This window comes from Streptomyces sp. NBC_01314 (assembly GCF_041435215.1).
GTDB lineage: Bacteria > Actinomycetota > Actinomycetes > Streptomycetales > Streptomycetaceae > Streptomyces.
This window is the reverse complement of sequence record NZ_CP108394.1, coordinates 4,037,243-4,060,530: the sequence shown is the minus strand read 5'-3', so window position 1 is coordinate 4,060,530 and position 23,288 is coordinate 4,037,243. Positions and strand designations below refer to the sequence as shown.

Here is a 23,288-nt window from a genome sequence, read left to right as displayed (position 1 = left end):
CCTTGAGGATGGGACGGGTAGGGGCGGAGGGGGCGAGAAAAGCCCCTAGGCCCCCCTAGGCAAGCCCCCGCCGGGCCACAGCCGGTGCCCGATGCCCCGCGATGGCCCCCACCATCTCCACCACCTGCCGGGTCTCCGCGACCTCATGCACCCGATACACCTGAGCCCCCAGCCACGCGGACACCGCGGTGGTCGCCAGCGTCCCCACCACCCGCTCCTTCACCGCCTTGTCCAGCGTCTCCCCCACGAAGTCCTTGTTGGACAACGACACCAGCACCGGCCACCCCGTCGCGACCATCTCCCCCAACCGCCGGGTCGCCTCAAGACTGTGCCGCGTGTTCTTCCCGAAGTCGTGCCCCGGATCGATCATCACGGACTCCCGGGGCACCCCCAGCGACACCGCCCGCTCGGCCAGCCCCACGGTCACCCGGAGGATGTCGGCCATCACATCGTCGTACTCGACCCGATGCGGCCGCGTACGAGGCTCCGCTCCACCGGCGTGCGTACACACCAGACCCACCCGATACCGCCCCGCGACCTCCGCGAGCCGGGGATCGACCCCGCCCCACGCGTCGTTGAGCAGATCCGCCCCGGCCTCGCAGACGGCCTCACCGACCTCGTGCCGCCAGGTGTCGACGCTGATGACGACCTCGGGGAACCGCCTCCGCACCTCCGCGACGAACCCGACGGTCCGCCGTGCCTCCTCCGCGGCGGTCACTTCCTCCCCGGGCCCGGCCTTCACCCCGCCGATGTCGACGATGGCCGCGCCCTCGGCGACCGCCCGCTCCACGCGGGCGAGCGCCGGCTCGTCCTGGTAGGTGGCCCCCTGGTCGTAGAACGAGTCCGGGGTCCGGTTCACGATCGCCATGATCACCGGCTCGTGCGGGCCGAATTCCCGCTTGCCCAGCCTGAGCATCCGCTGTGACCTCTCCCAGTACGTCCCGCCGATCGACGGCCTTGCCCAACCGCCTGCGACCTTAACTGTCAGACTCGCATGGCACGATCGGAGCCGAACACACTCGAGGGGACCCAGCGATGTTCATGTTCTTGTTCCTGGTGGTCGCGCTCGCCGTCGTGGTCGCCGCGGTGACGCTCGCCGTCGTGGGCGGCGGCGACAACGCGGTGCTGCCGGAGGCAGAGGGCGAGCGGCTCCAGGACCCGCTTCCGGCGGACCGCCCGGTCAACCGCGCGGACATCGAGGCGCTCCGCTTCCCGGTCGGTTTGCGCGGCTACCGCATGGTGGACGTGGACGACGCCCTCGGCCGCCTCAGCGCCGAGATCGCCGAGCGGGACGCCCGTATCGCCGACCTGGAGTCAGCGCTCGCGGGCGCCCGCTCGTCGACCGTGACCTCGCTGCACAAGCCGGAGGAGGGCGGCCACCAGTGAGCGACGGCACCGCCCTGGTCGGCCCCGACGGCGCGCCGCGCTGCCCCTGGGCCCTGTCCACCGAGGACTACGTCGCGTACCACGACGAGGAGTGGGGCCGCCCGGTCCACGGCGACGACGCCCTGTACGAGCGGCTCTGCCTGGAGGCCTTCCAGTCCGGCCTCTCCTGGATCACCATCCTGCGTCGCCGTGAGGGCTTCCGCTCCGCCTTCGCCGACTTCAAGATCGCCTCGGTCGCCACGTTCACGGAGACCGACCAGGAACGCCTCCTCGCCGACCCGGGCATCATCCGCAACCGGGCCAAGATCGAGGCGACGATCGCCAACGCCCGCGAGCTGTCCGCTTGGGCCCCGGGCGAACTGGACGAGCTGATCTGGTCCCACGCCCCGGATCCGGCGGCCCGCCCGGTCCCGAGGACCCTCGCGGACGTCCCGGCGGTCACCCCCGAGTCCACGGCCCTCTCCAAGGCCCTCAAGAAGCGAGGCATCCGCTTCGTCGGCCCGACGACGGCGTACGCGCTGATGCAGGCCTGCGGCCTGGTGAACGACCACTTGGAGACATGCGTCGCCAGGAGCGCCCCTTAGGGGCGTGGGGAACCGCGCGGCCGGCCGCGACGAACCCGTGGTCCCCACGAACCTCACCGACCCAGGTACGTCGGGTTCTCCTTGTTCACGAAGGCCTGCACGGCGATCCGATGGTCTTCCGACGACCCCGCCCGCGTCTGCAGTTCGTCCTCTTTCCCCAGCGTCTCGGCCAGCGAGTGGGAGAACCCGTACGCCATCGCCTCCTTGATCGCCGCGTACGCCACCGTCGGCCCCTCGGCCAGCATCCGCGCCACCTGCTCGGCGGCGGTGTGCAGAGAGGCCGCCGGCACGACCCGGTTCGCGATCCCCAGCTCGTACGCCTCCTGGGCCTTGATGCTGCGGGGGAAGAGCAGCAGGTCGGCGGCGCGACCGGGACCGATCACGCGCGGAAGCGTCCAGGAGACCCCGGAGTCGGCGGTGAGCGCGACCCCGGCGAAGGAGGTGTTGAAGGAGGCCGTGTCGGCGACCACCCGGTAGTCCGCCGCGAGCGCGAACCCCAGGCCGGCGCCTGCCGCTACACCGTTCACCCCGGCCACCACGGGCTTCGCCATCCCCGTGAGCGCCTTCACCACGGGGTTGTAGTGCTCCTTGACCGTGCTCATGACGTGTCCGGAGCCCTCGACCAGCAGCCCGATGTGCTCCTTCAGGTCCTGGCCCACGCAGAACGCCCGGTCCCCGGCCGCGGTCAGCAGCACCGCCCGTACGGCGTCGTCCCCGGCAGCGGCCTCCACGGCCTCCCGCAGGGCCACCTTGGTCGCGATGTTCAGCGCGTTCATCGCCTCGGGGCGGTTCAGCGTGATCGTCGCGAGTCCGTCGTGCACCTCGTAGAGCACGGTGTCGGCCATGGCGGTTTCCCCTCCGTGTCGCGCCGGCGACGTACTGGTCAGTACGCCCTCGTCACAGCACAGCATGGCGGAGATCACGGGTGTCAGTGGGGGCCGGGCGTGTGACCTGCGTCAAAGAATCACCAATGGCCGAGCGCCGACCTGGCACCGAGTGGTGGCGCAGTATCGCAGTCACATCGCCGAATTGGGTGGTTTTGCTCGCGCGCGTTGCCCAAGCGATGCCGACCGATGTTGGTCATCGGGTCATGAGATGCGGGATAATGGCCTGGAAGCAATGTGTTCGATGCCGGTGTCGCGTGTCCCCTGGTGGGCCCGCGCCTGCCCTCCCGGGCCGTCGGCTTAGGCGATGAGCTGGTTTCAGGAAGGGGTACGAGCATGGCGGCCATGAAGCCGCGGACGGGCGATGGCCCGCTCGAGGTGACCAAGGAGGGGCGGGGCATCGTCATGCGCGTTCCGCTCGAAGGCGGCGGTCGGCTTGTCGTCGAGCTGACCCCTGACGAGGCTGACGCCCTCGGCGATGCCCTCAAGAAGGTCGTCGGCTGACGCGCGAAGCGACCATACCCTTTCAGTTGCCCCGGCACCGCCGCTCCCGGCGGTGCCGGGGCGCTGTTGTGACGGGGGGTGTGCGAGGGGCCGTGCCGGTCTCCGGAGGTGTCCCTCAGCGCTTGACCGCGCACAGCAGGCCGTCGCCCACCGGGAGCAGGGACGGTACGAGCTCGGAGCTCTCGCGGACCGTGCGCAGCAGCTCCCGCAGGCGTATGACCTCGGTCGGCTGAGGGTTCGAATCCACCGTGCGGCCACTGGCGAAGACGCCCTCGAAAGCGACGAGGCCACCGGGTCTCAACAGACGCAACGATTCAGCGAGGTAGTCGAGGCACTCCAGCCGGTCGCCGTCGCAGAAGACCAGGTCGTACCCGGAGTCCGTGAGCCGCGGCAGCACCTCCAGGGCGTGGCCCGGGATGAAGCGCGCGCGGTTGCTGGCGAAGCCGGCCGCGCGGAACGCCTGCCGGGCGAACTGCTGGTGGTCCGGCTCCGGATCCACGGTGGTCAGCACCCCGTCCGGCCGCATACCGTGCAGCAGGTGGATCCCGGAGACGCCGGTCCCGGTCCCGATCTCCGCCACCGCCTTCGCGTCGAGGGTGGCGGCGAGCATCCGCAGCGCGGCGCCCGTACCGGGCGACACCGAGCGCAGGCCTGCCTCCCGGGCCCGGTCGCGGGCCCAGCGCAGCGCCTCGTCCTCGGCGACAAAGACGTCGGCGAACGCCCAGCTCGTCAGCCGGTTGCCGGTAATGGTCCTCTCCTTATGTCCCCGTGGTTGCCTGGGCGTGACTGTATCCGTTGCCGTCGGGAACCTCCTGATGGGACCGGTCGTTTAAAGGGATGAGTGAGTGACGGGGGCCGCGACGGGGGGCACGGGATGGATCGGTCCGACGAGCAGGCGCGGGCTTCGGTGCAGGTGCTGACAGCGCCATATGGGCCGGATCGGCCATATGAACCACATCGGCGCACATCAATTTCTTATAAAACCGCTTATCCGGAGCTAACGGGCGAGGTGGCTATGGTAGGGGCTCCGCTGGACACCACCAGAGCCGACAGGGGAGGTGCGGCTGCGCCTGTGGATCGGGGAGGAGTGCTACGGCGCTTTCTCGGATCGGCGGGCAAGCCGAAATCCGTGAACGACACCGCTGACCACAGCCACGCCGCCGTCGTACAGACCGCGACCTTCACCACGGACGCGCACGCGCAGGCGTGGACTCCGCCCACCTGGGAGGAGATCGTCAGCACCCACAGCGGCCGCGTCTACCGGCTCGCCTACCGTCTGACCGGCAATCAGCACGACGCCGAGGACCTCACCCAGGAAGTCTTCGTCCGCGTCTTCCGCTCACTGTCGACGTACACGCCCGGCACCTTCGAGGGCTGGCTGCACCGCATCACCACCAACCTCTTCCTGGACATGGTCCGGCGCAAGCAGCGCATCCGCTTCGACGCCCTCGGGGACGACGCGGCCGAGCGCCTGCCCAGCCGCGAGCCCACCCCGCAGCAGCTCTTCAACGACGCGCACTTCGACGCCGACGTCCAGCAGGCCCTCGACACCCTGGCGCCCGAGTTCCGCGCCGCCGTCGTCCTCTGCGACATCGAAGGACTGTCGTACGAGGAGATCGCCGCGACCCTGGGCGTCAAGCTCGGCACGGTCCGCTCCCGTATCCACCGCGGCCGCTCCCAGCTCCGTAAGGCCCTGGCGCACCGCTCCCCGGAGGCCCGGGCCGAGCAGCGCCGCGGGTTCACGGTGCCGCGGGTGCCCGTGCTGGGAGGAGGGGGCGCGACCGCGTGAGTGGATCCCGTCCTACACCTGCCGAGCAGCACCTGGGAGACCGTCTCTCCGCCCTCATCGACGGAGAGCTCGGTCATGAGGCGCGTGACCGCGTCCTGGCACATCTCGCCACCTGCGCGAAGTGCAAGACGGAGGCGGACGAGCAGCGCCGCCTGAAGAACGTCTTCGCCGAGGCCGCCCCGCCGCCTCCCTCCGAAAGCTTCCTGGCCCGGCTCCAGATGCTTCCGGCGGGCGGCGACGGCGACGGCGGCTCGCAGCTGCCCGGTGGCTTCGGAGGAAGACTCGGGGGTACGGCCGGCGGGCCGGGCCTGCCCGTCGCCCCTACCGACTCCCGGGACTTCGCCGACTTCGGAATCTTCGGACCCGGCGGCGACTCCTTCGGATATCTCCCGTCGGGACCACACGGCGGCGCGCTGACGCCGTCGGAGAGCCGCGGACTGCTCGGCGGCCGAGGGCTGTCCGGCAGCCGTGGGTTCCTCGGTGACCGCGGCTTCCTGAGCGGGCGGGGCTTCCTCGGCGACCGCAGGGCGCTGGGCGACCCGGGCTTCCTGGGCGGCGGACGCGACCTCTCCGGGGACGCGGACGACCGTGCGGACGGCGAGGAAAGAGCTGCCGACGACACCGGAGTCAGGGGTGACCGCGGCTTTCGGATCCATGACGTGAGCCGGCAGGAGGCCGAGCGATCGGCCTCGCGCGGCATGCGGTTCGCCTTCGTGGCGGCCGGCGCGGTGTCGCTGGCCGCGATCGCCCTCGGTGGCGTGACCAACGGGATGCCCGTCGAGACGGCGGACGCCCGGGGCGCTTCCGGCTCCGGCAGCAATGTCACACCGCTGCGGACGCAGGCCTCGGGCACGGTTCCGACCCCCGAGTCGCAGCGCCGCCGGGGAACCGTCGGGCCGCTGCTCGGGCAGGGGCAGCAGTCCTTGGGCGAGGTGCCCGTCGCCCCGACGGAGATCTCCGCGCCCCTGCTGCCCGGAGTCCCCGCTCCGGCCGGCCAGGACCGTCAGGCCGTACACCCGCTGACCGCGCCCGTGTTGGCCGGCGCGGCCGTCATGTCCCCGCTCATACGTCCGCTCACCGCCGCACCGACGCTGCAGCTGACCGACTGGTCCTCGGCACCCGAACTCGCGGGACCGGGCCTGCTGACGGCTCCCGACACCACCTCGTCTCCCACACCCACCTCGCCCGTCCTGCGCTGACCCCGAGTTCTGCGCACCGGCCCGCGAACCTGGTTGAATCCAGAGTGGGCCGTGTCCGCCGCGGGCCGCTTCGGGCCCGCGGCACTCGGTGAACGGTGGGCGGCGGGCCGGTTCCTGGAACGGCCCCAGGTGTGGGGAGAACATGAACGAGGGGAAGCCCACGAAGGCGAAATGGTGGAGCCGACCCCGAGCGCACGGCGCGGGGGCCGGTACGACGGGGGACGGCATCGGGGCCGCGGGAGTCGACGAACCGGCGGAAGCCATCGGTTCTACGGGGTCCGACGGAGGTGCCGCGTCCCCCGGGCTCGCGGACACCGTGCGCGAAGGAAACCCCGAGGGCGACTTCGAGTTGGAACGCCCGGCAGCGGCAGCGGCAGCGGCATCGGCCCCCGGCGGGGTCGACACCGACGACGGCTCCGACTTCGAACTGGCCCGCCCGGACGCCGAAGCTTCGCTCAGGTCCGGCTCCGTGCCGAGCCCCGACACGGACGGCGACTTCGAGCTGGAACTGCCGGCTCCGACGCGTGTGGGGAGCGACGCCGCGACCGAAGCGGGTTCCTCGGGCGTGCCCGGTTCCACCGGCGCCGCGATCGCCGCCGTGGCCGCCATCACTGTCGCCGACGCCCGTCCGTCCGGTGAGCCGGAGGCCCTGAGCGCCCCTGGAGCGCCCTCTGAGCGCCCCAGGCCGCTGCACGACCCCGATCCCTACAGCACCCCGCCGTACGGCGAGCCCGGCCCCTGGGCGCCCGCTCCGCCGGTCCAGCACCCGGCGACGACTCCCGCGCACGGCACGAACGTTCAAACGGGGACATCGGCGCACGGGGTGCCTGCGGCGGTGGGGGTGCCGACGCATGAGGGGGCGCCCTCGGTGACTGCCCCGACGCACGCCGAAGCGACTTCGGCGGTACCCCCGCCTGTTCCGGTGCCCCCGGCCCATGGCTCCGTCGTACCGCCGATCACTTCTCAGCCCGAGACGGCGGCCCGGTATCCGGACGCACCTCGGCCCGGCGCGGCCCCGTATCCGGAGACGGCACAGTCGGTGGCGGCTCCGCATGCGGACGCGTCCGGGCCGGCGGCGGCTTCGCATCCGGAGGCGGCCCAGCCCGCGACGGCGTCGTACGCGGAGGCGCCCCAGGCTGTGGTGAAGCACTTCCCGGAGGGGCCCCCGCGCGCCGCAGCGCCGTACCCGGACGCGCCCGAGCCCCCCGGGGCCTCCTACGCGTATCCCTCCCAGCCGGGACCGCCGCCTTTCGGAGACTCGGCGCATGCCGTCCCGCCTGCCTACGCGGGCGGGGCTCAGCCCGTGCCGCCTCACCACGCGGGTGGATCCCAGCCCGTGCCGCCCCCGTATGCGGGCGGGGCTCAGCAAGGCCCGCCTCCGCACGCCGACAGGGCTCAGCCCGTGCCGCCCCCGTACGCGGACGCGTCCCGGCCCGCGCCGCCTGCGTATGCCGATCCCGCCCAGCCGCTCCCAGGTGCCCCGCAGGCGCCGCAGGGGCCCTGGCAGAACTACGACCCGTGGGCCGGGTCGGGTTCGTTGCAGCAGAACGGGGCCGCCGTGGGCGACGTGGCGCGGCGGCGTCCGCGCAGGGTGCGGGTCCTGTTGGTCGGGGCCTTGGTGATCGCCGTCGTGGCCGGCGGCATCGGCGGAGCCGTGGGCGCGTACCTGGAGCGGAACGGCGGAGTCGGGGCGGTCGAGCTGCCGCAGGTCAGTGACGGGGTGACGGGGCGGGCGCCCGACAGCGTCGCCGGGATCGCCGCCGGCGCGCTGCCCGGTGTCGTGACCCTGCATGTGAGCGGGGCGAGCGCCCAGGGCACCGGAACCGGGTTCGTGCTCGACGAGCGGGGTCACATCCTCACGAACAACCACGTCGTCGACCCCGCCGGAACGGACGGCGACATATCGGTGACGTTCAGCGGTGGTGACACCGCGAAGGCCACCATCGTCGGCCGGGACACCGGTTACGACCTGGCCGTCGTCAAGGTGTCCGGGGTCAGCGGACTCAGGCCGCTGCCCCTGGGCAATTCGGAGGAGGTGCGGGTCGGCGACCCGGTCGTCGCCATCGGCGCCCCCTTCGACCTGGCCAACACCGTCACCTCCGGCATCATCAGCGCCAAGGAGCGACCCATCACGGCCGGCGGCGAGAGCGGTGACGTGAGCGACGTGTCGTACGTGGACGCGTTGCAGACCGACGCGCCGATAAACCCCGGCAACTCCGGCGGCCCGCTCCTCGACGGCAAGGGCCGGGTCATCGGCATCAACAGCGCCATCCGGTCCGCGGGCAGCGGTTCCGAGTCGGACGGCGGGCAGGCCGGCTCGATCGGGCTCGGCTTCGCGATACCCATCAACCAGGGCAAACGCGTCGCCGAGGAGCTGATAAACACCGGCAAGGCGAGCCACCCGGTGATCGGTGTCACCCTCGACATGGACTACTCGGGGGACGGCGCCCGCATCGGCGACAAGAGCGACGAGGGCGCCGCCGGGGTGACCGCGGGCGGCCCCGCCGACCGGGCGGGCATCCGCTCGGGTGACGTCATCACCGAGGTCGACGGGCAGCGCGTCCATTCCGGCGACGAGCTGATCGTCAAGGTCCGCGCCCACCGGCCCGGCGACCGCCTGGAGCTCACCCTCCTGCGGAACGGCAGGGAGCGGACGGTCACCCTCACTCTCGGCTCGTCAGGCGGCGACTGACCGTCAGCCGGCGGCCGCGACGGCGGGCCGCACTGACAGCAACCTCACAGGCGGAGGGCCCACACCCCCTCCCGCCAGGCAAACAGCTGGGAAAACTCGTCGTTCGGGCGCGGCCGGAAGCCGCCTGACGGTACCGGATCGGAGGGAACGCCGGGTACCTTGGATTCGGCCCGGACCACGGAAGACCTGCCGAGGCCCGAGGATCGGGACCGAGGACATCGCAAGGAGCTTCAGGTGTTCAATGACATAGGTGCGCTGGAGGTGGTGACGCTCGTCGTCCTCGCCGTGCTCGTCTTCGGCCCGGACAAGCTTCCGAAGGTGATCCAGGACGTCACCCGGACCATCCGCAAGATCCGTGAGTTCTCGGACAGCGCCAAGGCGGACATCCGCAGCGAACTCGGACCGGAGTTCAAGGACTTCGAGTTCGAGGACCTCAACCCCAAGACGTTCCTCCGCAAGCAGTTGGACAACGACGAACTGGGGCTGAAGGAGATCCGCAGCGGCTTCGACCTGAAGAAGGAGGTGTCCGAGCTCACTGACGCGGTCCACGGCCGCGAATCGGAGTCCTCGTCCACCTCTTCCGTCGCCGCCATCGCCTCCGTCGCCGCCTCCGAGGGTTCCGCGTCGGGCTCGTCCGGCGGAACGGTCGACATGACCAAGAAGCCCGAGCCTGCCGAGCGTCCGCCGTACGACATGGACGCCACCTGAGCCGTACATCCGGCCGCCGTACGCCCGCTCACCGCCCGTACCGCCTCCGACCTGCCGTTGTGTGCCGTACGCCTGTATGCCACAGCGCCCCCGTACGTGATGCGATTCATACCGTCACGCACCCTCGTTCGGCCTGAACCCGCCAGTACGCCGTCCTACGCGCCGGGCGCTTTCCCTGCTGCTCGTAGACCTGTGGCTATGCTGCCCAGTTGTTGTGCGGACCGTATGGAGAGCGAGCGACGACGCCCGTGGGGGGCGGGCCGCTCCGGTCCGTCGAGAGCTAGGAGGCGTCCGGGCATGGAGACGACGAGTCGGGTAGGCGCGCAGGCGTCGGCCGCGGAGGGCGGACAACAGGTCCCCTCCGCCCGCCGCGCGGTCGATGGTTACCTGCTGGCGCCCTTCCCTTGGTACGGCCTCGACGAGGCCTTCACGGGGCCGCGCTGGCTGATGCAGGTCGGTACGTCGGCGGAAGGAGCCGTCGAGCACGGTTCGATCGGACACGGCGACGAGCCCTCGGTGCGCAACGAGTACACCGCCGGGGCGGACGACGAGGTCAAGGAGCGGTTCGCGGTCGTGGTGACCGTCGCGTCGAACGACGTGCGCCGCAGCGCGGACGGCGCGGGTGTGCTGGAGGCCACGTCGGTCTCCTCGGCGGCGTGGCTCGCCGGGGTCGGGCTGCTGTCCTTCACCTGGCCGGGGCAGTTGGACCACACCCGGCGGGACGACTGGTTGGACCAGCAGACCGAGACGGCGTGGGTCCTGGCGGACGACCTGGCCGGGTCGCACTGGTCGACGCTGTCCCTGCCGGTGGACGGGGTGCCGACGCCGTTCCACTACCGCGAGTCCGAGTTCGGGTGGGTCCTCGCGGGGTCGACCTCGCAGGGGGTGCATGTGGGGGCGTACGGAAGAGGGATGAGCGCGTACGGTCTGGGCTTCGCGATGATCAAGGACATCGAGGCGTACGCATAGCGCGAAGGGCACCGCCGTGTTGTGCTGCGGTGCCCTTCGTCGTGGCTGATCGCGCGGTTCCCCGCGCCCCTTCAAGGCAGAAGCCGACAAGCAGAAGCCAGAAGCAGGAGTCCCGGCGCCCTCAGTCGCTCAGCCGCCCTAGAACTTGTTCCTCGGGGTGATTCCCAGGCTCATGCCCGACAGGCCCCTCTGGCGGCCGCCCAGCTTGCCCGCGATGGCTCGGAGGGCGGAGCCGGCGGGGGAGTCGGGGTCGGAGAGGACGACGGGGCGGCCGTCGTCGCCGCCTTCGCGGAGGCGGACGTCGATGGGGATGCTGCCGAGGACCGGGACGGTGGCGCCGGTGGTGCGGGTGAGGCCGTCGGCGACGCTCTGGCCGCCGCCGGTGCCGAAGACGTCGACGATCTCGTCGCAGTGCGGGCAGGGGAGGCCCGCCATGTTCTCGACGACGCCGACGATCTTCTGGTGGGTCTGCACGGCGATGGAGCCGGCACGCTCGGCCACCTCGGCCGCCGCCTGCTGGGGGGTCGTCACGACGAGGATCTCGGCGTTCGGGACCAGCTGGGCCACCGAGATGGCGATGTCGCCCGTGCCCGGCGGAAGATCGAGGAGCAGGACGTCCAGGTCGCCCCAGTAGACGTCCGAGAGGAACTGCTGGAGGGCACGGTGGAGCATCGGGCCGCGCCAGACCACGGGGGTGTTGCCCGGGGTGAACATGCCGATCGAGATGACCTTCACGCCGTGCGCGGACGGCGGCATGATCATGTTCTCGACCTGGGTGGGAAGGCCGTCGGCGCCCAGCATGCGGGGCACGGAGTGGCCGTAGATGTCCGCGTCGACCACGCCCACCTTGAGGCCGTCGGCCGCCATCGCCGCCGCGAGGTTCACCGTCACCGAGGACTTGCCGACGCCGCCCTTGCCGGAGGCGACGGCGTACACGCGCGTGAGGGAACCCGGCTTGGCGAACGGGACCTCGCGCTCGGCCTGGCCGCCGCGCAGCGCGTTCGCCAGTTCCTTGCGCTGTTCGTCGCCCATGACGTCGAGCTCGACGTCGACACGGGTGACGCCCTCGACCGCCGAGACCGCGTCGGTCACGCGCTGGGTGATGGTGTCGCGCATGGGGCAGCCGGAGACCGTCAGGTACACGGCGACCGCGACCGCTCCGTCCGCACCGATCTCCACGGACTTCACCATCCCGAGTTCGGTGATGGGGCGGTTGATCTCGGGGTCGTTCACCGTCGACAGTGCTTCACGCACCGCGTCTTCCGTAGCCATAGGACGATGGTACGGCGCCCCGCGTGGCGCCTGGGAGTCCCGTCAGCGGTCGCCCATGTCACGTCCGCGCGGGTGATCGGGCGGGAATACGGTCCGCGCCCCGCGCGGCCGGTCGCCGTCGTGCTCGTGCAGTTCCCTGACCAGGTCCTGGAGCTCGGAGCGCAGCCAGTCGCGGGTGGCGACCTCACCGAGGCCGATACGCAGCGCGGCGATCTCCCTGGTCAGATACTCGGTGTCGGCGATCGAACGTTCGTTCTGCTTGCGGTCCTGTTCGAGGTTGACCCGGTCGCGGTCGTCCTGGCGGTTCTGCGCCAGGAGGATCAGCGGGGCGGCATACGAGGCCTGCAGGGAGAGCATCAGGGTCAGGAAGATGAAGGGGTAGTTGTCGAAGCGCAGGTCACGCGGGGCGGAGACGTTCCAGACCACCCAGAGGATGACGGCGACGGTCATCCAGACGAGGAACGTGCCGGTGCCCAGGAACCGCGCGATCCGCTCCGAGAGCCGTCCGAAGGCCTCCGGGTCCCACTCGGGCAGGAACCTGGCCCGGCGCGGCAGCGGCAGGTCGAGACGCGTACGCGGGCGGGCGGTGGCCCCGGAGGGCGTGCGCTCCCGCTGAGGCGCCCCGGAGGGCGACGTGCGCTCGCGTGTGCCCGCACCGGAGCGCGCCCGCTCACGCCCCACGTGGCGCCCGTCACGCCCCACATGGCGCCCGTCACGCCCCATGTGGCGCGCGTCCCGCCCTCCCGGTCGTCCGTCACGCCCTCCCGGTCGTCCGTCACGCCCTTCGCGCCCGTCCCGCTCAGGAGCCATCGGCGGTCCCCTCGTCCCCGGCGGCGACGCCGTTCTCCTCGTGGAGATGGAACTCCGTCTCCCGCCAGTCCTCGGGCAGCATGTGGTCCAGTACGTCGTCCACGGTCACCGCGCCGAGCAGCGAGCCGCTCTCGTCGACCACGGGCGCCGCGACCATGTCGTACGTCGCGAAGAACCCGGCGACGGCGCGCAGCGCGGCCTCCGGGTCCAGCGGCTGGAGATCGTCGTCGAGGATCGAACCGACCAGGGTGTACGGCGGATCCCGCAGCAGCCGCTGGAAGTGGACCGTGCCCAGGTACTTGCCGGTCGGGGTCTCGTCCGGCGGCCGGCACACGTACACCTGGGCGGCGAGCGCGGGGGACAGGTCGGGGTTGCGGACCCGGGCGAGCGCGTCGGCGACGGTCGCGTCCGGGCGCAGCACGATCGGTTCGGTGGTCATCAGACCGCCGGCGGTCTTCTCCTCGTACGCCATGAGCCGCCGTACGTCGGCCGCGTCGTCCGGCTGCATCAGCGTCAGCAGCCGCTCCTGCTCGTCCTCGGGGAGTTCGGCTAGGAGGTCGGCGGCGTCGTCCGGGTCCATGGCCTCCAGGACGTCGGCGGCCCGCTCCTCCTTGAGCTTGCCGAGGATCTCGATCTGGTCGTCCTCGGGCAGCTCCTCCAGGACGTCGGCGAGCCGGTCGTCGTCGAGGGCGGCGGCGACCTCGGCGCGGCGCTTGGGGGAGAGGTGGTGCAGCACGTTGGCGAGGTCGGCCGGGCGGAGCTGTTCGAAGGTCGCGAGGAGGCTCTCGGCGCCCTGCCCCTGCTCCTCCAGGGAGAACCCGGTGACCGCCGACCACTCCACGGTCAGCGTCTCGCCCTTGTGCCGCCGGAACGCCCCGCCCTTGCCCTTGCGGACGAACACCCGGTCGATCTCCCAGTCCCGGCGGGCCGGCAGCTGCTGGACCGAGATGTCGCGGACCGTCACCTCCTCGCTCGTCTCCACGAGCTGTACCCGGCGGTCCAGCAGTTCCCCGATCACGAGGCGCTCGGTGGGGCGCTGCTCGAACCGGCGCACGTTCACGACACCGGTGGTGATGACCTGGCCGGACTCGACGCCGGTGACCCGGGTCATGGGCAGGAAGATCCGGCGGCGGGTGGACAGTTCGACGACCAGACCGAGCAGTCGTGGGGGCTTCCGGCCCACCCGGAGGATGGCGACGAGGTCGCGGACGCGGCCCACCTGGTCGCCGCTCGGGTCGAAGACGGCGACGCCGGAGAGGTGGGAGACGAAGATCCGGGGCGCCACCGCCGCCATGAGCCGCCCCTTTCCTTCCCGTCGAGAGGGGATTGTCCGCCGAGGAGGGCTTCAGGCTAGCCCGTCCCGATCGGATATGCCCTGGTGAGCGGTGCGGACGGACTGGCTCCGTGGTGTGCCGGGAGCCCCGGTACTCTGCGGTACGCCTGGACTCCCCACGAAGAGGTGCATCGCCTGTGACTGTGATTCCCCGTACCCGAAGGGCCGCACTGGTGAGCGCCGTCTGCACTCTCGTGGTCAGCGGGCTGGGGCTCACCGGATGCAGTGAGGATCCCGACGAGGGCACGAACGGGGTCGGCAAACTGGAACCGGCGAAGATCCAGAGCAGGACCAGGGCGGCCGCCACGGCGGCGGACACGGTCCGGCTGTCCGGGGCCGTGGTGAGCAACGGCAGGACCTACAAGCTGGACATGCGCCTGAAGGAGGACGGCGGCACCGGTTCGGTGACGTCCGAGGGGGCCACCTTCCGGCTGCTGAAGGTCGGCGAACACCTCTTCCTCAAGGCCGACAAGGACTTCTGGGACCACCAGGACTCAGGGAAGAACGGCGGGGACCACGAGAATTCGGAGACGGCCGCAGCGGACAAGCTGGACGGCATGTATGTGAAGGTGCCGACCGGGGACCCCGCCTACAAGCGCTTCAGCGGGTTCACGGACAAGGACGTCCTCCTCAACAGCCTGCTGACCCTGCACGGCTCGCTGTCCACGGACGGCCACCACGAGCAGTTCGGCACCCGCACCATCCGCATCACCGGCGACAAGGGCTCCGGCGGCACCCTCGACGTCTCCCTGGAGGGCACCCCCTATCCGCTCCGCCTCGTCCGCGCCGGCGACGCCGGCACCATCCTTCTCACCGACTGGGGCAAGAACTTCTCCCTGGAAGAACCGGACGAGAAATCGGTCGTCGACTACGGCCAACAACTACCGACGTCGTAACGAGAAGCGACCCGAGCCGGGAGCCCGGCGACCCGAGGCGCGCGCCCAGCGACACGAGACGCGCGCCCTGACGACGCGAGGCGCACGCCCAGCGGAGCCTTTCGGCGCGACGCGCGCGGAGACGGCGAGCGCCTCCCCGTGTCCATCTTGTCCACCGCGACGGTGGTCCACCGCGACGGTGGGTTTCGGCGGTGCCGAGCAAGCCGCGCCACGACCGGCGGCCCGGTCCCGAGCGGCGGTTCGGTCCCGACCGGCGGCCCGGTCCCGAGCGGCGCCGCATGGTCGGCCCTGGTCAGGAAGTCGGCCCTTACTGCTTCCGCTTGCGGCGGCCGAAGAGCAGGCGCGGTACCGCCGCCGGGATCGGCTGACGGGTCGTCGCGGGCGTCGGGAGCGGCGCCTTGGCCAGGTCGCCGTCGGGCAGCGGCAGCGTCGACCCCGTCGGCTCAAGGCGGAGCACCCGGCACTCGCGGGCCCAGCGGCCCGGCATCGCCTCGCCGTCGGGGGCGTTGAGACGCTTGCCCTTGAGCTCGGCCACGGCGGCCTCCCACTCGGGGGAGTCCGGGACCAGCTCGACTACGTTCGCGGCCCAGCTGACCAGTCGCCCACCCTTGTCCTTGCTGCGGACGGTCACCACGGCCGAGCCCCCGTCGACCAGCCCCGGCAGCGGCTGCTCACCGGTCCCGTCCCCGACCACACACGCCGCACCCTCGTGCCAGACGTGCCACAGCGCGCGCGACGGCACACCCGGCCCCCGCACCCAGACGAGCCCGGACTTCTTGGTGGCCTCTTCGACAAGGGCCTTGTCGAGCAGCGCGTCGGGCGTCAGCGCGTCGGAGGTCGACGAGTCGGCGGTCAACGAGCCGGAGGTCGACGAGTCGGCGGTCATGGGGGCAGCCTAGCCGCGCCCTCTCGAACCGTCCGTGCCCGACTGAAGACCCCCGGCCCGCTGCGCCGGCCCGCGGCGGCCTACAGCCACCCGTTGCGCTTCAGCGTGCGGTGGATGGCGAGGCAGAGCGCGACCGTGACGCCGAGAACCACCGGGTAGCCGAACTTCCAGTGCGTCTCCGGCATGTAGTCGAAGTTCATGCCGTAGACGCCACACACCATCGTCGGCACGGCGATGATGGCCGCCCACGACGTGATCTTGCGCATGTCCTCGTTCTGCGCGACGGAGGCCTGCGCCAGGTTCGCCTGCAGGATCGAGTTGAGGAGCTCGTCGAAGCCGACGACCTGCTCCTGGACGCGGGCGAGGTGGTCGGCCACGTCACGGAAGTACTTCTGGATGTCCGGGTCGATCAGCCGCATCGGCCGCTCGCTCAGCAGCTGCATGGGCCGCACCAGCGGCAGCACCGCGCGCTTGAACTCCATGACCTCGCGCTTGAGTTGGTAGATCCGGCCGGCGTCGGTACCCCGGGGCGTGCCCTTGCGCCCGGGGGAGAACACCTCCGTCTCCACCTCGTCGATGTCGTCCTGCACGGCGTCCGCGACCGCCACGTACCCGTCGACGACGTGGTCGGCGATGGCGTGCAGTACGGCCGAGGGGCCCTTGCCGAGCAACTCCGGGTCGTCCTGCAGGCGGTGACGCAGCGCCCGCAACGACCCCTGCCCGCCGTGCCGGACGGTGATGAAGAAGTCCCGCCCGGTGAAACACATGACCTCGCCGGACTCGACGACCTCGCTGGTGGCGGTGAGTTCGTCGTGCTCGACGTAGTGGATCGTCTTGAAGACGGTGAACAGGGTGTCGTCGTAGCGCTCCAGCTTCGGCCGCTGGTGGGCGTGGACCGCGTCCTCCACGGCGAGCGGGTGCAGCCCGAACTCGGCGGCGATACCGGAGAATTCGGCCTCGGACGGCTCGTGCAGGCCGATCCAGACGAAGCCGCCGTCGCGGCGCACCTGACGGATCGCCTCGTGCGGGGTCAGGTTGCGCTCGAAGGCGACCCGCGCCCCGTCGCGGTAGACGGCACAGTCCACGACGGCCGTCACCGCCTCCGCCGGACGCGTGGCGTCGTACACGCCGCCGTCCTTGCGCAGCGACAGACGCGAGGGACGGGCCGGGCGGACCGCGGCACGCAGGTTGTGGATCATCGACATGAGCTGGCTCCTTCGCAACGAAAGGGCCGCCGACGACGGTTGGAACTACCCGGAATGGGGACGTTTTGACTTTGAATGTTTGGCACGTCCACAAAGCGGGGAGCACCGCACCGTCGCGGTGACAGCTTCGCTTGATTCAGATCAGGAGACGTCCGGCCGGGTACGGGTCGGCGACTTCTGATCGGCGATTCGGATCAAGACGGGAAAGAAGTGCTCTTCCGATGTGCGACGAGTGGCACGACGCGAGTGAGGGTGGTAGCCGACGGAGCGAGAAGTACGGCTACGACAAGAGCTACGGAACTCGGCGAGCGGAAGAGCGGGTGGTACTGCCAGGTCGACTTCGGTCCATCGCAGCCCCACCTCCTCCGGCCGGTCCCCCGTGAGGGACGTTCCATACCCCGTTCGGGGTTCCCCGTAGGGGAGTCAGTCTTCTCGGTTCGGGACGCGAAGGCGTGAGAAGCCTTGAGTGCGAGGCTTCTGCGTGCTGCCCGCGTGCTGTCCCGACCGGCGCCCCAGACTAACAGTCGGTTGAAGTGTCAAGGCGCCCGTTTGCCGGTTCCTGACGAGTTCTATGCTCGGATCATGGCTGATGTTCTTCCGTTGGTGGAGGCCCGTTTGCGCACCGCGCTGGGCGAACCGGACGCGCGCGCCGCGGTCACCTTCCTCGGCACGGACCGCATAGAGGTGCTCCGTTTCACCGACGGCGACGTCGTCCGCTACGCCACGCTCGGCATGTCCGCCCAGCCGATGGCCGACCCCACCGCGGTGCTCGCCGACCCCGTCAAGGGCCCCCGCGCCGAGCTCGTCCTGTCCGTGCGGCACGGCATCGCCGACACCGACAAGGTGCTTCGCCCGCTCGCCGTGCTCGCCGCGTCGCCGCAGGTCGAGGGTGTGATCGTGGCCCCCGGCGCCTCACTGGACGTGGGCGGTCCGCTCTGGCCGGGTGCCCCCTTCACCTCCGTTCTCGTCGCCGAGTCCGGAGGTCTGGTCGAGGACCTCGAACTCGACGCCCCCGCCGACCCCGTTCGGTTCCTGCCCCTCCTCCCGATGACCGCCAACGAGGCCGCCTGGAAGCGGGTGCATGGTGCCCAGGCCCTCCAGGAGCGCTGGCTCACCCACGGGACCGACCTCCGCGACCCGGTCCGCAGGTCGGTCCCCCTGGACTGACCGGACCGCCCGGCGCAACTTCCTCGTGTGACGGACGGCACGCCGTGCGTGACCGGTGGGTGTTCGGCGGCTGGCCGAAAATCGCCGCTTCCCTTGGCCGTGTGGGTAGTTGATTCCGTTGGTCGGTCCGCCGGGCCGTCCATCGTCCGCAGGCCGGTGTTCGTGCGCGGAATGTGACGCGCACACGCCGGACGGGTGATCGTCCTTGACGCGAGGAAGCACGGGGAGGACCGTTGGGCCCTATGAGGGGCGAACCCAGTTGCCCGAAGTGTGGTGGCCGGGTCAGGGCTCCCGGCCTCTTTGCCGACTCCTGGCAGTGCGCCGCGCACGGGACGGTACACCCGCTGCAGCCCGTGATCCCGCCCAGCGTCGAGGCCCTCAGCGTGGTGGTGCACCGTGCCAGGGTGCCGGTCTGGATGCCGTGGCCGCTGCCCGTGGGCTGGCTGTTCACGGGTGCCGCCTTCGCCGGGGACGACCGCAGCGGCGGGCGCGCCACCGCCGTGGCCTGTTCCGGTCCCGGCCCGCTCGGGGGCGTCGGAGAACTCGTCCTCATCGCGGAGGAACTCGGCGTCGGTCTCGGTGCGCGGTACGCGGGCATCGACGGGCCCGATCCCGGGCCGTATCTGAGTGTCGAGAAACCGCCCCAGGCGAAGGTGCTCGCCGCGGGCCGGCCGACGCCGCTGTGGCATGTCACCGGTACGCCGGACGACCGCGCGGTCTTCGCGGGGGAGGCGCTCGGTCTGTGGCTGTGGGCGGTCGTGTGGCCCGAGCAGACGGGGCTGCTGATGTACGACGAACTGGTGCTGACGGACCTGCGGGACGCGGGCGCGGAGGTGGATCTACTGCCGTGCGGGGCGCTCTCGCCGCGAATCCTTGAGCCTTAGGCGCATTCTTCCGTCTCCGTACGTGTAGGGGGCGCCCCTGGGTTTCGGGTGTGACAGGGAGGGCTCGGAAGGGCGTTATCCTTGACCGTCCGCTTCCGTTTCGCCTGCGCCTGGAGTCCGAGTCGTGCGTATCGATCTGCACTGCCACTCGACGGCCTCCGACGGTACGGACACCCCGGCGGAGCTGGTGCGGAAGGCGGGGGCGGCCGGGCTGGACGTCGTCGCGCTGACCGACCACGACACGACGCGCGGGCACGCCGAGGCGATCGCCGCGCTGCCGGAGGGGCTGACGCTGGTCACCGGCGCCGAGCTGTCATGCCGTCTCGACGGCGTCAGCTTGCACATGCTGGCCTATCTGTTCGACCCCGAGGAGTCCGAGCTGCTCGCCGAGCGCGAGCTGGTCCGGGACGACCGGGTCCCGCGCGCTCGCGGGATGATCGCCAAGCTGAACGAACTGGGTGTGCCGGTGACCTGGGAGCAGGTCGCGCGGATCGCCGGTGGCGGTTCCGTGGGGCGCCCGCACGTGGCCACCGCCCTCGTCGAACTCGGCGTCGTACCGACCGTGGGCGACGCCTTCACCGGGCAGTGGCTCGCCGACGGCGGCCGCGCCTACGTCGCGAAGCACGAGACGGACCCGTTCGAGGCGATCCGGCTGGTCAAGGGGGCCGGTGGCGTCGCCGTCTTCGCCCATCCCGCCGCCGTCAAGCGCGGCCGGACGCTACCGGAATCCGCCATCGCCGAGCTGGCCGCCGCCGGGCTCGACGGCATCGAGGTCGACCACATGGAGCACGACACGGCGACCCGGGCGCGACTGCGCGGCCTGGCGAAGGAACTGGGGCTGCTGACCACCGGGTCCTCGGACTACCACGGCAGCCGCAAGACCTGCGTGCTCGGCGAGTACACGACCGACCCCGAGGTGTACGGGGAGATCACCCGCCGGGCCACCGGAGCCTTCCCCGTCCCGGGGACCGGCGGAGTCCGCTAGCGCCGTCCCCCGCGCTCAGTCTGCGTCTGAGTCTCCTTCTGCGTTGCACGGCACCCGGCTGTCGCCGGCCGTGCCCATCAGTTCCGCACTGCGGAACGATTGCCCACAGTGGTTACCGGCCATCACACTGGGCTGCCCTCTCTCCTCCGCTCTTCACTCCCCCTCAAGGCACTCCTGTGTTCGATCTTGCCGTTTTCGGTTCGCTCTTCCTCACCCTCTTCGTGATCATGGATCCCCCGGGAATCACCCCGATCTTCCTCGGACTGACCGCCGGGCGGCCCGCCCGGACGCAGAAGCGGATGGCGTTCCAGGCCGTCTGCGTGGCCGGTGGCGTGATCACGGTCTTCGGGCTGCTCGGGCACCAGATACTGGACTATCTGCATGTGTCCGTACCCGCGCTGATGATCGCGGGTGGGCTGCTTCTTCTGCTGATCGCGCTCGATCTGCTGACCGGCAAGTCGGACGAACCGACGCAGACGAAGGACGTGAACGTCGCGCTCGTCCCGCTGGGGATGCCCCTGCTGGCCGGACCCGGTGCGATCGTGTCGGTGATCCTCGCGGTCCAGAAGGCGGACGGCGTGGCCGGCCAGGTGTCCGTGTGGGCCGCCATCCTGGCGATCCATGTCGTGCTGTGGCTGACGATGCGGTACTCGCTGCTGATCATCCGGCTCATCAAGGACGGCGGGGTGGTGCTGGTGACCCGGCTCGCGGGCATGATGCTCTCCGCGATCGCCGTCCAGCAGATCATCAACGGCGTCACCCAGGTCGTACAAGCCTCCTAGTCCGCGTCGGGTCCAGGTGTTGCAGAGCCCCGTACGGCATCGATGCCGTACGGGGCTCTGAAGTGTGAACGGAACCGCGTACTACGAGGCGGTCACGTCGGCCGGTCGGATCCAGAGTCGCTGCCCGATGGCGGCGGCCTGCTGCACGATCCGGTTGACGGAGGCGGCTTCCACGACGGTGCTGTCCACGGGCGTGCCGCTGACATCGTCGAGTCGCAGGATTTCGAAGCGCATGGGCTTCTCCCTTCGTCTGGTCATCCTCCTGAGGAGAACTACTGGTGGTGGTTCGCGGGTCATCGGTGCCCGTGTTCCATGAGGATTCAACGGTATGCATGTTACAAACATTCCTTACGCTAAGGAAAATTTTCGAGAAGCTAATTACTAGCCGGTAAGTGGTGTGGGGGGTATGTCTACCGGCAGGCAGGAAGACTGATTGGGACCGGTTGTGTTCGCAGCGTGACCGCCGGGACAATGGAAGCGATGAACGACGACCTCACGGCGCTCGGCGCCGGCATCGACCGTACGAACGAGCTGTTGCACCGCATGCTCGCCGAGGTGGCGAAGACGCCCTCGACACACGCGATCTTCGTCGATGCCGGGTATCTCTACGCGGCCGTGGGACGGCTCGTCGCGGGGACGGAGGACCGGCGGTCCTTCGACCTCGAGGCGGAGGGGCTCATCGACGCGCTGATCGACAAGGCACGCACGATCTTCGCGGACAGCCGGCTGCTGCGGGTCTACTGGTACGACGGGGCACGCCGCCGCATCCATACGGCCGAACAGCAGTCGATCGCCGAACTGCCGGACGTGAAGGTGCGACTCGGCAACCTCAACGCCAACAACCAGCAGAAGGGCGTCGACTCCCTCATCCGCACCGACCTGGAGTCCCTGGCCAGACACCGCGCGATCAGCGACGCGGCCCTCATCGGCGGCGACGAGGACCTGGTGTCGGCGGTCGAGGCCGCGCAGGGATACGGGGCGCGGGTCCATCTGTGGGGCATCGAGGCTCCCGAGGGCCGCAACCAGGCCGATCCGCTGCTCTGGGAGGTCGACAGCCAGCGCACCTTCGACCTCGACTTCTTCAAGCCGTACGTGTCGCGGCGGGCCGCCGCCACCTACGAGACCCCCACCGGCCCTCGCCCTCCCCGTGAGGACGTCCGCTTCGTCGGCGCCCAGATCGCCGCGAAGTGGCTCGCCTCCCGCGGCCGGGAGCCCCTGCAGGAGCTTCTCCACAGCCACCCGTACCTCCCCGGCTCCGTCGACCAGGACCTGCTCGTCGAGGCGGAGGGACTGCTCCAGTACTCGCTGCGGGGGCAGGCCGACCTGAGGCGGGCCCTTCGGGACGGCTTCTGGGAGCACCTGCGGGCCCAGTACTAGCCGCACCGAGGAAATCAGTGCGACATCAGTGGCCCTGCCGGCGGGTCAGCCGGTGGTGATCCGGTCCCAGAAGCCGGTGAGGGCGTCCGCCGTCGCTTTCGGCTGATCGGTGTTCGGGGAGTGCTCGGCGTCACGGATGACGGTGCGGTGGGCGTGCAGACGTACGGCCATGTCGTCGAGGAGCGGGATCGGCCAGGTGTCGTCGCGTTCGCCGGACAGGACGTGCTTGGGCAGTTCCACGGCGGCGAGTTCGGCGACGCGGTCGGGTTCCTCGCAGAGCTGGCGGCCCGTGGCGATGAGCTGGGCGGGGCTGGTGGCGAGCCAGCGGCGGCGCAGGTCGGCGCGGTCGTCCAACCCCTCGTCGAGGGCGCCGGTCTCGGTCTCCTCCGGTTCCGGCGCCTCCATCGCCTGGATGGCGTCCCACACCTGCTCCATGTCCATCACGGCCAGGGCGTCCCGCAACAGCTTCACACGCTGCTGCTGGCCGGCCGAGATCCGGGCGGGGCCCGAGGCCATGAGGGTGAGCGAGGCGAAGGGAGAGGCGTCCACCAGCAGGGCGGCGCGGGAGATCTGGCCACCCAGGGAGTGGCCGACGAGGTGCAGGGGGGTGCCGTCGCGCACGGCTGCCGCCTGGGCGAGCAGATCCTTCGCCAACTCCGCCTGCGCGTACGGCGCTTCGTCGTCCTCGGCCCCCGGGCTCTCGTGCTGCCCGCGTCCGTCCACCGCCACCGAACGGTACCCGGCCTCCGCCAACGGCTCATGCAGCGCGATGAAGTCCTCTTTGCTCCCGGTGAACCCCGGCACGAGCAACACGGTCCCCTTCACCGCCGTCCCCGCCTCGATCACGGCGAACTCCCCACGAGGGGTACGCAGAAGGTGGGCCCTGGCACCGGTGGGCGGGGTGAAGGTCGGGGGACGGCTCATGGGGGGAGGGTAACCGGCACGTGAACCCGACGGTCGCGCCACCCCTGCGACC

The 23,288-nt window shown here is 70.9% G+C and carries 24 protein-coding genes; 14 read left to right on the top strand and 10 right to left on the bottom strand.

Going from position 1 to position 23,288, the window contains the following annotated elements:
* Nucleotides 1-55 precede the first annotated feature (55 nt).
* Entirely contained in the window at nt 56-916 is an 861-nt protein-coding gene (folP, locus tag OG622_RS17715; RefSeq protein WP_371577097.1) for a dihydropteroate synthase, read from the bottom strand.
* A gap of 119 nt (nt 917-1,035) precedes the next feature.
* Here folP and OG622_RS17710 point away from each other — a divergent pair, with 119 nt between their 5' ends.
* Together OG622_RS17710 and OG622_RS17705 are read left to right on the top strand one after the other, a co-directional pair.
* Complete coding sequence (locus tag OG622_RS17710; RefSeq protein ID WP_371577095.1) at nt 1,036-1,386, top strand: DivIVA domain-containing protein; 351 nt, start codon at nt 1,036-1,038, stop codon at nt 1,384-1,386.
* Nucleotides 1,383-1,970 carry a DNA-3-methyladenine glycosylase I gene (locus OG622_RS17705; protein WP_371577093.1) on the top strand — a complete coding sequence of 196 codons (588 nt, stop codon included), beginning with the start codon at nt 1,383-1,385 and terminating at the stop codon, nt 1,968-1,970. The genes OG622_RS17710 and OG622_RS17705 overlap by 4 nt, the downstream gene beginning before the upstream one ends.
* A 53-nt stretch (nt 1,971-2,023) precedes the next feature.
* On the opposite strand, the gene OG622_RS17700 is transcribed toward OG622_RS17705, so the two are convergent.
* On the bottom strand, nt 2,024-2,815 hold the full coding sequence (locus OG622_RS17700; protein ID WP_371577091.1) for an enoyl-CoA hydratase/isomerase family protein: 792 nt from the start codon (nt 2,813-2,815) through the stop codon (nt 2,024-2,026).
* A 375-nt stretch (nt 2,816-3,190) separates the two neighbouring features.
* Here OG622_RS17700 and OG622_RS17695 point away from each other — a divergent pair, with 375 nt between their 5' ends.
* On the top strand, nt 3,191-3,358 hold the full coding sequence (locus OG622_RS17695; protein WP_003966491.1) for a DUF3117 domain-containing protein: 168 nt from the start codon (nt 3,191-3,193) through the stop codon (nt 3,356-3,358).
* 115 nt (nt 3,359-3,473) lie between these two features.
* On the opposite strand, the gene OG622_RS17690 is transcribed toward OG622_RS17695, so the two are convergent.
* The gene (locus OG622_RS17690; protein ID WP_371584126.1) at nt 3,474-4,175 is read right to left on the bottom strand and encodes an O-methyltransferase; all 702 of its coding nucleotides are present in this window, start codon (nt 4,173-4,175) and stop codon (nt 3,474-3,476) included.
* 270 nt (nt 4,176-4,445) lie between these two features.
* On the opposite strand from OG622_RS17690, the gene sigE reads away from it, so the two are divergent.
* From sigE to OG622_RS17665, 5 genes are all read left to right on the top strand, one after another.
* Entirely contained in the window at nt 4,446-5,147 is a 702-nt protein-coding gene (gene sigE, locus OG622_RS17685; protein ID WP_371577089.1) for an RNA polymerase sigma factor SigE, read from the top strand.
* Entirely contained in the window at nt 5,144-6,346 is a 1,203-nt protein-coding gene (locus OG622_RS17680) for an anti-sigma factor (protein ID WP_371577087.1), read from the top strand. Before sigE ends, OG622_RS17680 begins: the two co-directional genes overlap by 4 nt.
* Nucleotides 6,347-7,301: 955 nt before the next feature.
* Complete coding sequence (locus tag OG622_RS17675; RefSeq protein WP_371584125.1) at nt 7,302-9,038, top strand: trypsin-like peptidase domain-containing protein; 1,737 nt, start codon at nt 7,302-7,304, stop codon at nt 9,036-9,038.
* Nucleotides 9,039-9,272: 234 nt separating this feature from the next.
* Nucleotides 9,273-9,746 (top strand): sec-independent translocase, encoded by a 474-nt coding sequence (locus tag OG622_RS17670; protein ID WP_371577086.1) that lies wholly within the window; start codon nt 9,273-9,275, stop codon nt 9,744-9,746.
* 297 nt (nt 9,747-10,043) lie between these two features.
* Nucleotides 10,044-10,715 (top strand): hypothetical protein, encoded by a 672-nt coding sequence (locus OG622_RS17665; RefSeq protein WP_371577084.1) that lies wholly within the window; start codon nt 10,044-10,046, stop codon nt 10,713-10,715.
* Between the two features lie 138 nt (nt 10,716-10,853).
* On the opposite strand, the gene OG622_RS17660 is transcribed toward OG622_RS17665, so the two are convergent.
* The 3 genes from OG622_RS17660 to OG622_RS17650 form a co-directional block, all read right to left on the bottom strand.
* Nucleotides 10,854-11,987, bottom strand: coding sequence for an Mrp/NBP35 family ATP-binding protein (locus OG622_RS17660; RefSeq protein ID WP_371577082.1), 1,134 nt, complete (start codon nt 11,985-11,987; stop codon nt 10,854-10,856).
* 42 nt (nt 11,988-12,029) lie between these two features.
* Nucleotides 12,030-12,710 (bottom strand): DUF1003 domain-containing protein, encoded by a 681-nt coding sequence (locus tag OG622_RS17655; RefSeq protein WP_371577080.1) that lies wholly within the window; start codon nt 12,708-12,710, stop codon nt 12,030-12,032.
* Nucleotides 12,711-12,786: 76 nt separating this feature from the next.
* On the bottom strand, nt 12,787-14,091 hold the full coding sequence (locus OG622_RS17650; protein ID WP_371577079.1) for a magnesium transporter MgtE N-terminal domain-containing protein: 1,305 nt from the start codon (nt 14,089-14,091) through the stop codon (nt 12,787-12,789).
* 176 nt (nt 14,092-14,267) lie between these two features.
* Here OG622_RS17650 and OG622_RS17645 point away from each other — a divergent pair, with 176 nt between their 5' ends.
* Complete coding sequence (locus OG622_RS17645; protein ID WP_371577077.1) at nt 14,268-15,026, top strand: hypothetical protein; 759 nt, start codon at nt 14,268-14,270, stop codon at nt 15,024-15,026.
* Nucleotides 15,027-15,333: 307 nt separating this feature from the next.
* Here OG622_RS17645 and OG622_RS17640 read toward each other — a convergent pair whose 3' ends face one another.
* Together OG622_RS17640 and OG622_RS17635 are read right to left on the bottom strand one after the other, a co-directional pair.
* Entirely contained in the window at nt 15,334-15,912 is a 579-nt protein-coding gene (locus OG622_RS17640; RefSeq protein ID WP_371577076.1) for a hypothetical protein, read from the bottom strand.
* Nucleotides 15,913-15,992: 80 nt separating this feature from the next.
* A complete protein-coding gene (locus OG622_RS17635) occupies nt 15,993-17,117 on the bottom strand; it encodes a magnesium and cobalt transport protein CorA (RefSeq protein ID WP_371577074.1) in 1,125 nt (374 codons plus the stop codon).
* A gap of 582 nt (nt 17,118-17,699) precedes the next feature.
* On the opposite strand from OG622_RS17635, the gene OG622_RS17630 reads away from it, so the two are divergent.
* From OG622_RS17630 to OG622_RS17615, 4 genes are all read left to right on the top strand, one after another.
* Complete coding sequence (locus tag OG622_RS17630) at nt 17,700-18,284, top strand: suppressor of fused domain protein (protein ID WP_371577072.1); 585 nt, start codon at nt 17,700-17,702, stop codon at nt 18,282-18,284.
* Nucleotides 18,285-18,526: 242 nt separating this feature from the next.
* Nucleotides 18,527-19,168, top strand: a complete 642-nt coding sequence (locus tag OG622_RS17625; RefSeq protein ID WP_371577071.1) for a DUF6758 family protein — start codon at nt 18,527-18,529, stop codon at nt 19,166-19,168.
* A 124-nt stretch (nt 19,169-19,292) separates the two neighbouring features.
* Entirely contained in the window at nt 19,293-20,153 is an 861-nt protein-coding gene (locus OG622_RS17620; protein ID WP_371577069.1) for a PHP domain-containing protein, read from the top strand.
* A 176-nt stretch (nt 20,154-20,329) separates the two neighbouring features.
* Complete coding sequence (locus OG622_RS17615; protein WP_371577067.1) at nt 20,330-20,935, top strand: MarC family protein; 606 nt, start codon at nt 20,330-20,332, stop codon at nt 20,933-20,935.
* Between the two features lie 81 nt (nt 20,936-21,016).
* Here the strand turns inward: OG622_RS17615 and OG622_RS17610 are convergent, their stop codons facing one another.
* On the bottom strand, nt 21,017-21,169 hold the full coding sequence (locus OG622_RS17610; RefSeq protein WP_020113966.1) for a hypothetical protein: 153 nt from the start codon (nt 21,167-21,169) through the stop codon (nt 21,017-21,019).
* Between the two features lie 237 nt (nt 21,170-21,406).
* Here OG622_RS17610 and OG622_RS17605 point away from each other — a divergent pair, with 237 nt between their 5' ends.
* Nucleotides 21,407-22,312 carry an NYN domain-containing protein gene (locus OG622_RS17605; RefSeq protein WP_371584124.1) on the top strand — a complete coding sequence of 302 codons (906 nt, stop codon included), beginning with the start codon at nt 21,407-21,409 and terminating at the stop codon, nt 22,310-22,312.
* A gap of 45 nt (nt 22,313-22,357) precedes the next feature.
* Here OG622_RS17605 and OG622_RS17600 read toward each other — a convergent pair whose 3' ends face one another.
* Nucleotides 22,358-23,236 carry an alpha/beta fold hydrolase gene (locus OG622_RS17600; protein ID WP_371577065.1) on the bottom strand — a complete coding sequence of 293 codons (879 nt, stop codon included), beginning with the start codon at nt 23,234-23,236 and terminating at the stop codon, nt 22,358-22,360.
* Nucleotides 23,237-23,288: the final 52 nt, after the last annotated feature.

Excerpts from the sequence above, each read along its gene's own strand:
- OG622_RS17660 (WP_371577082.1), bottom strand. The coding sequence starts at position 11,987 with ATGGCTACGGAAGACGCGGTGCGTGAAGCACTGTCGACGGTGAACGAC.
- OG622_RS17710 (WP_371577095.1), top strand. The coding sequence starts at position 1,036 with ATGTTCATGTTCTTGTTCCTGGTGGTCGCGCTCGCCGTCGTGGTCGCC.
- OG622_RS17650 (WP_371577079.1), bottom strand. The coding sequence starts at position 14,091 with ATGGCGGCGGTGGCGCCCCGGATCTTCGTCTCCCACCTCTCCGGCGTC.
- OG622_RS17625 (WP_371577071.1), top strand. The coding sequence starts at position 18,527 with ATGAGGGGCGAACCCAGTTGCCCGAAGTGTGGTGGCCGGGTCAGGGCT.
- OG622_RS17630 (WP_371577072.1), top strand. The coding sequence starts at position 17,700 with ATGGCTGATGTTCTTCCGTTGGTGGAGGCCCGTTTGCGCACCGCGCTG.
- OG622_RS17635 (WP_371577074.1), bottom strand. The coding sequence starts at position 17,117 with ATGTCGATGATCCACAACCTGCGTGCCGCGGTCCGCCCGGCCCGTCCC.
- OG622_RS17600 (WP_371577065.1), bottom strand. The coding sequence starts at position 23,236 with ATGAGCCGTCCCCCGACCTTCACCCCGCCCACCGGTGCCAGGGCCCAC.
- OG622_RS17655 (WP_371577080.1), bottom strand. The coding sequence starts at position 12,710 with ATGGGGCGTGACGGGCGCCATGTGGGGCGTGACGGGCGCCACGTGGGG.
- OG622_RS17700 (WP_371577091.1), bottom strand. The coding sequence starts at position 2,815 with ATGGCCGACACCGTGCTCTACGAGGTGCACGACGGACTCGCGACGATC.
- OG622_RS17665 (WP_371577084.1), top strand. The coding sequence starts at position 10,044 with ATGGAGACGACGAGTCGGGTAGGCGCGCAGGCGTCGGCCGCGGAGGGC.
- OG622_RS17605 (WP_371584124.1), top strand. The coding sequence starts at position 21,407 with ATGGAAGCGATGAACGACGACCTCACGGCGCTCGGCGCCGGCATCGAC.
- OG622_RS17610 (WP_020113966.1), bottom strand. The coding sequence starts at position 21,169 with ATGCGCTTCGAAATCCTGCGACTCGACGATGTCAGCGGCACGCCCGTG.
- OG622_RS17695 (WP_003966491.1), top strand. The coding sequence starts at position 3,191 with ATGGCGGCCATGAAGCCGCGGACGGGCGATGGCCCGCTCGAGGTGACC.
- OG622_RS17640 (WP_371577076.1), bottom strand. The coding sequence starts at position 15,912 with ATGACCGCCGACTCGTCGACCTCCGGCTCGTTGACCGCCGACTCGTCG.
- folP (WP_371577097.1), bottom strand. The coding sequence starts at position 916 with ATGCTCAGGCTGGGCAAGCGGGAATTCGGCCCGCACGAGCCGGTGATC.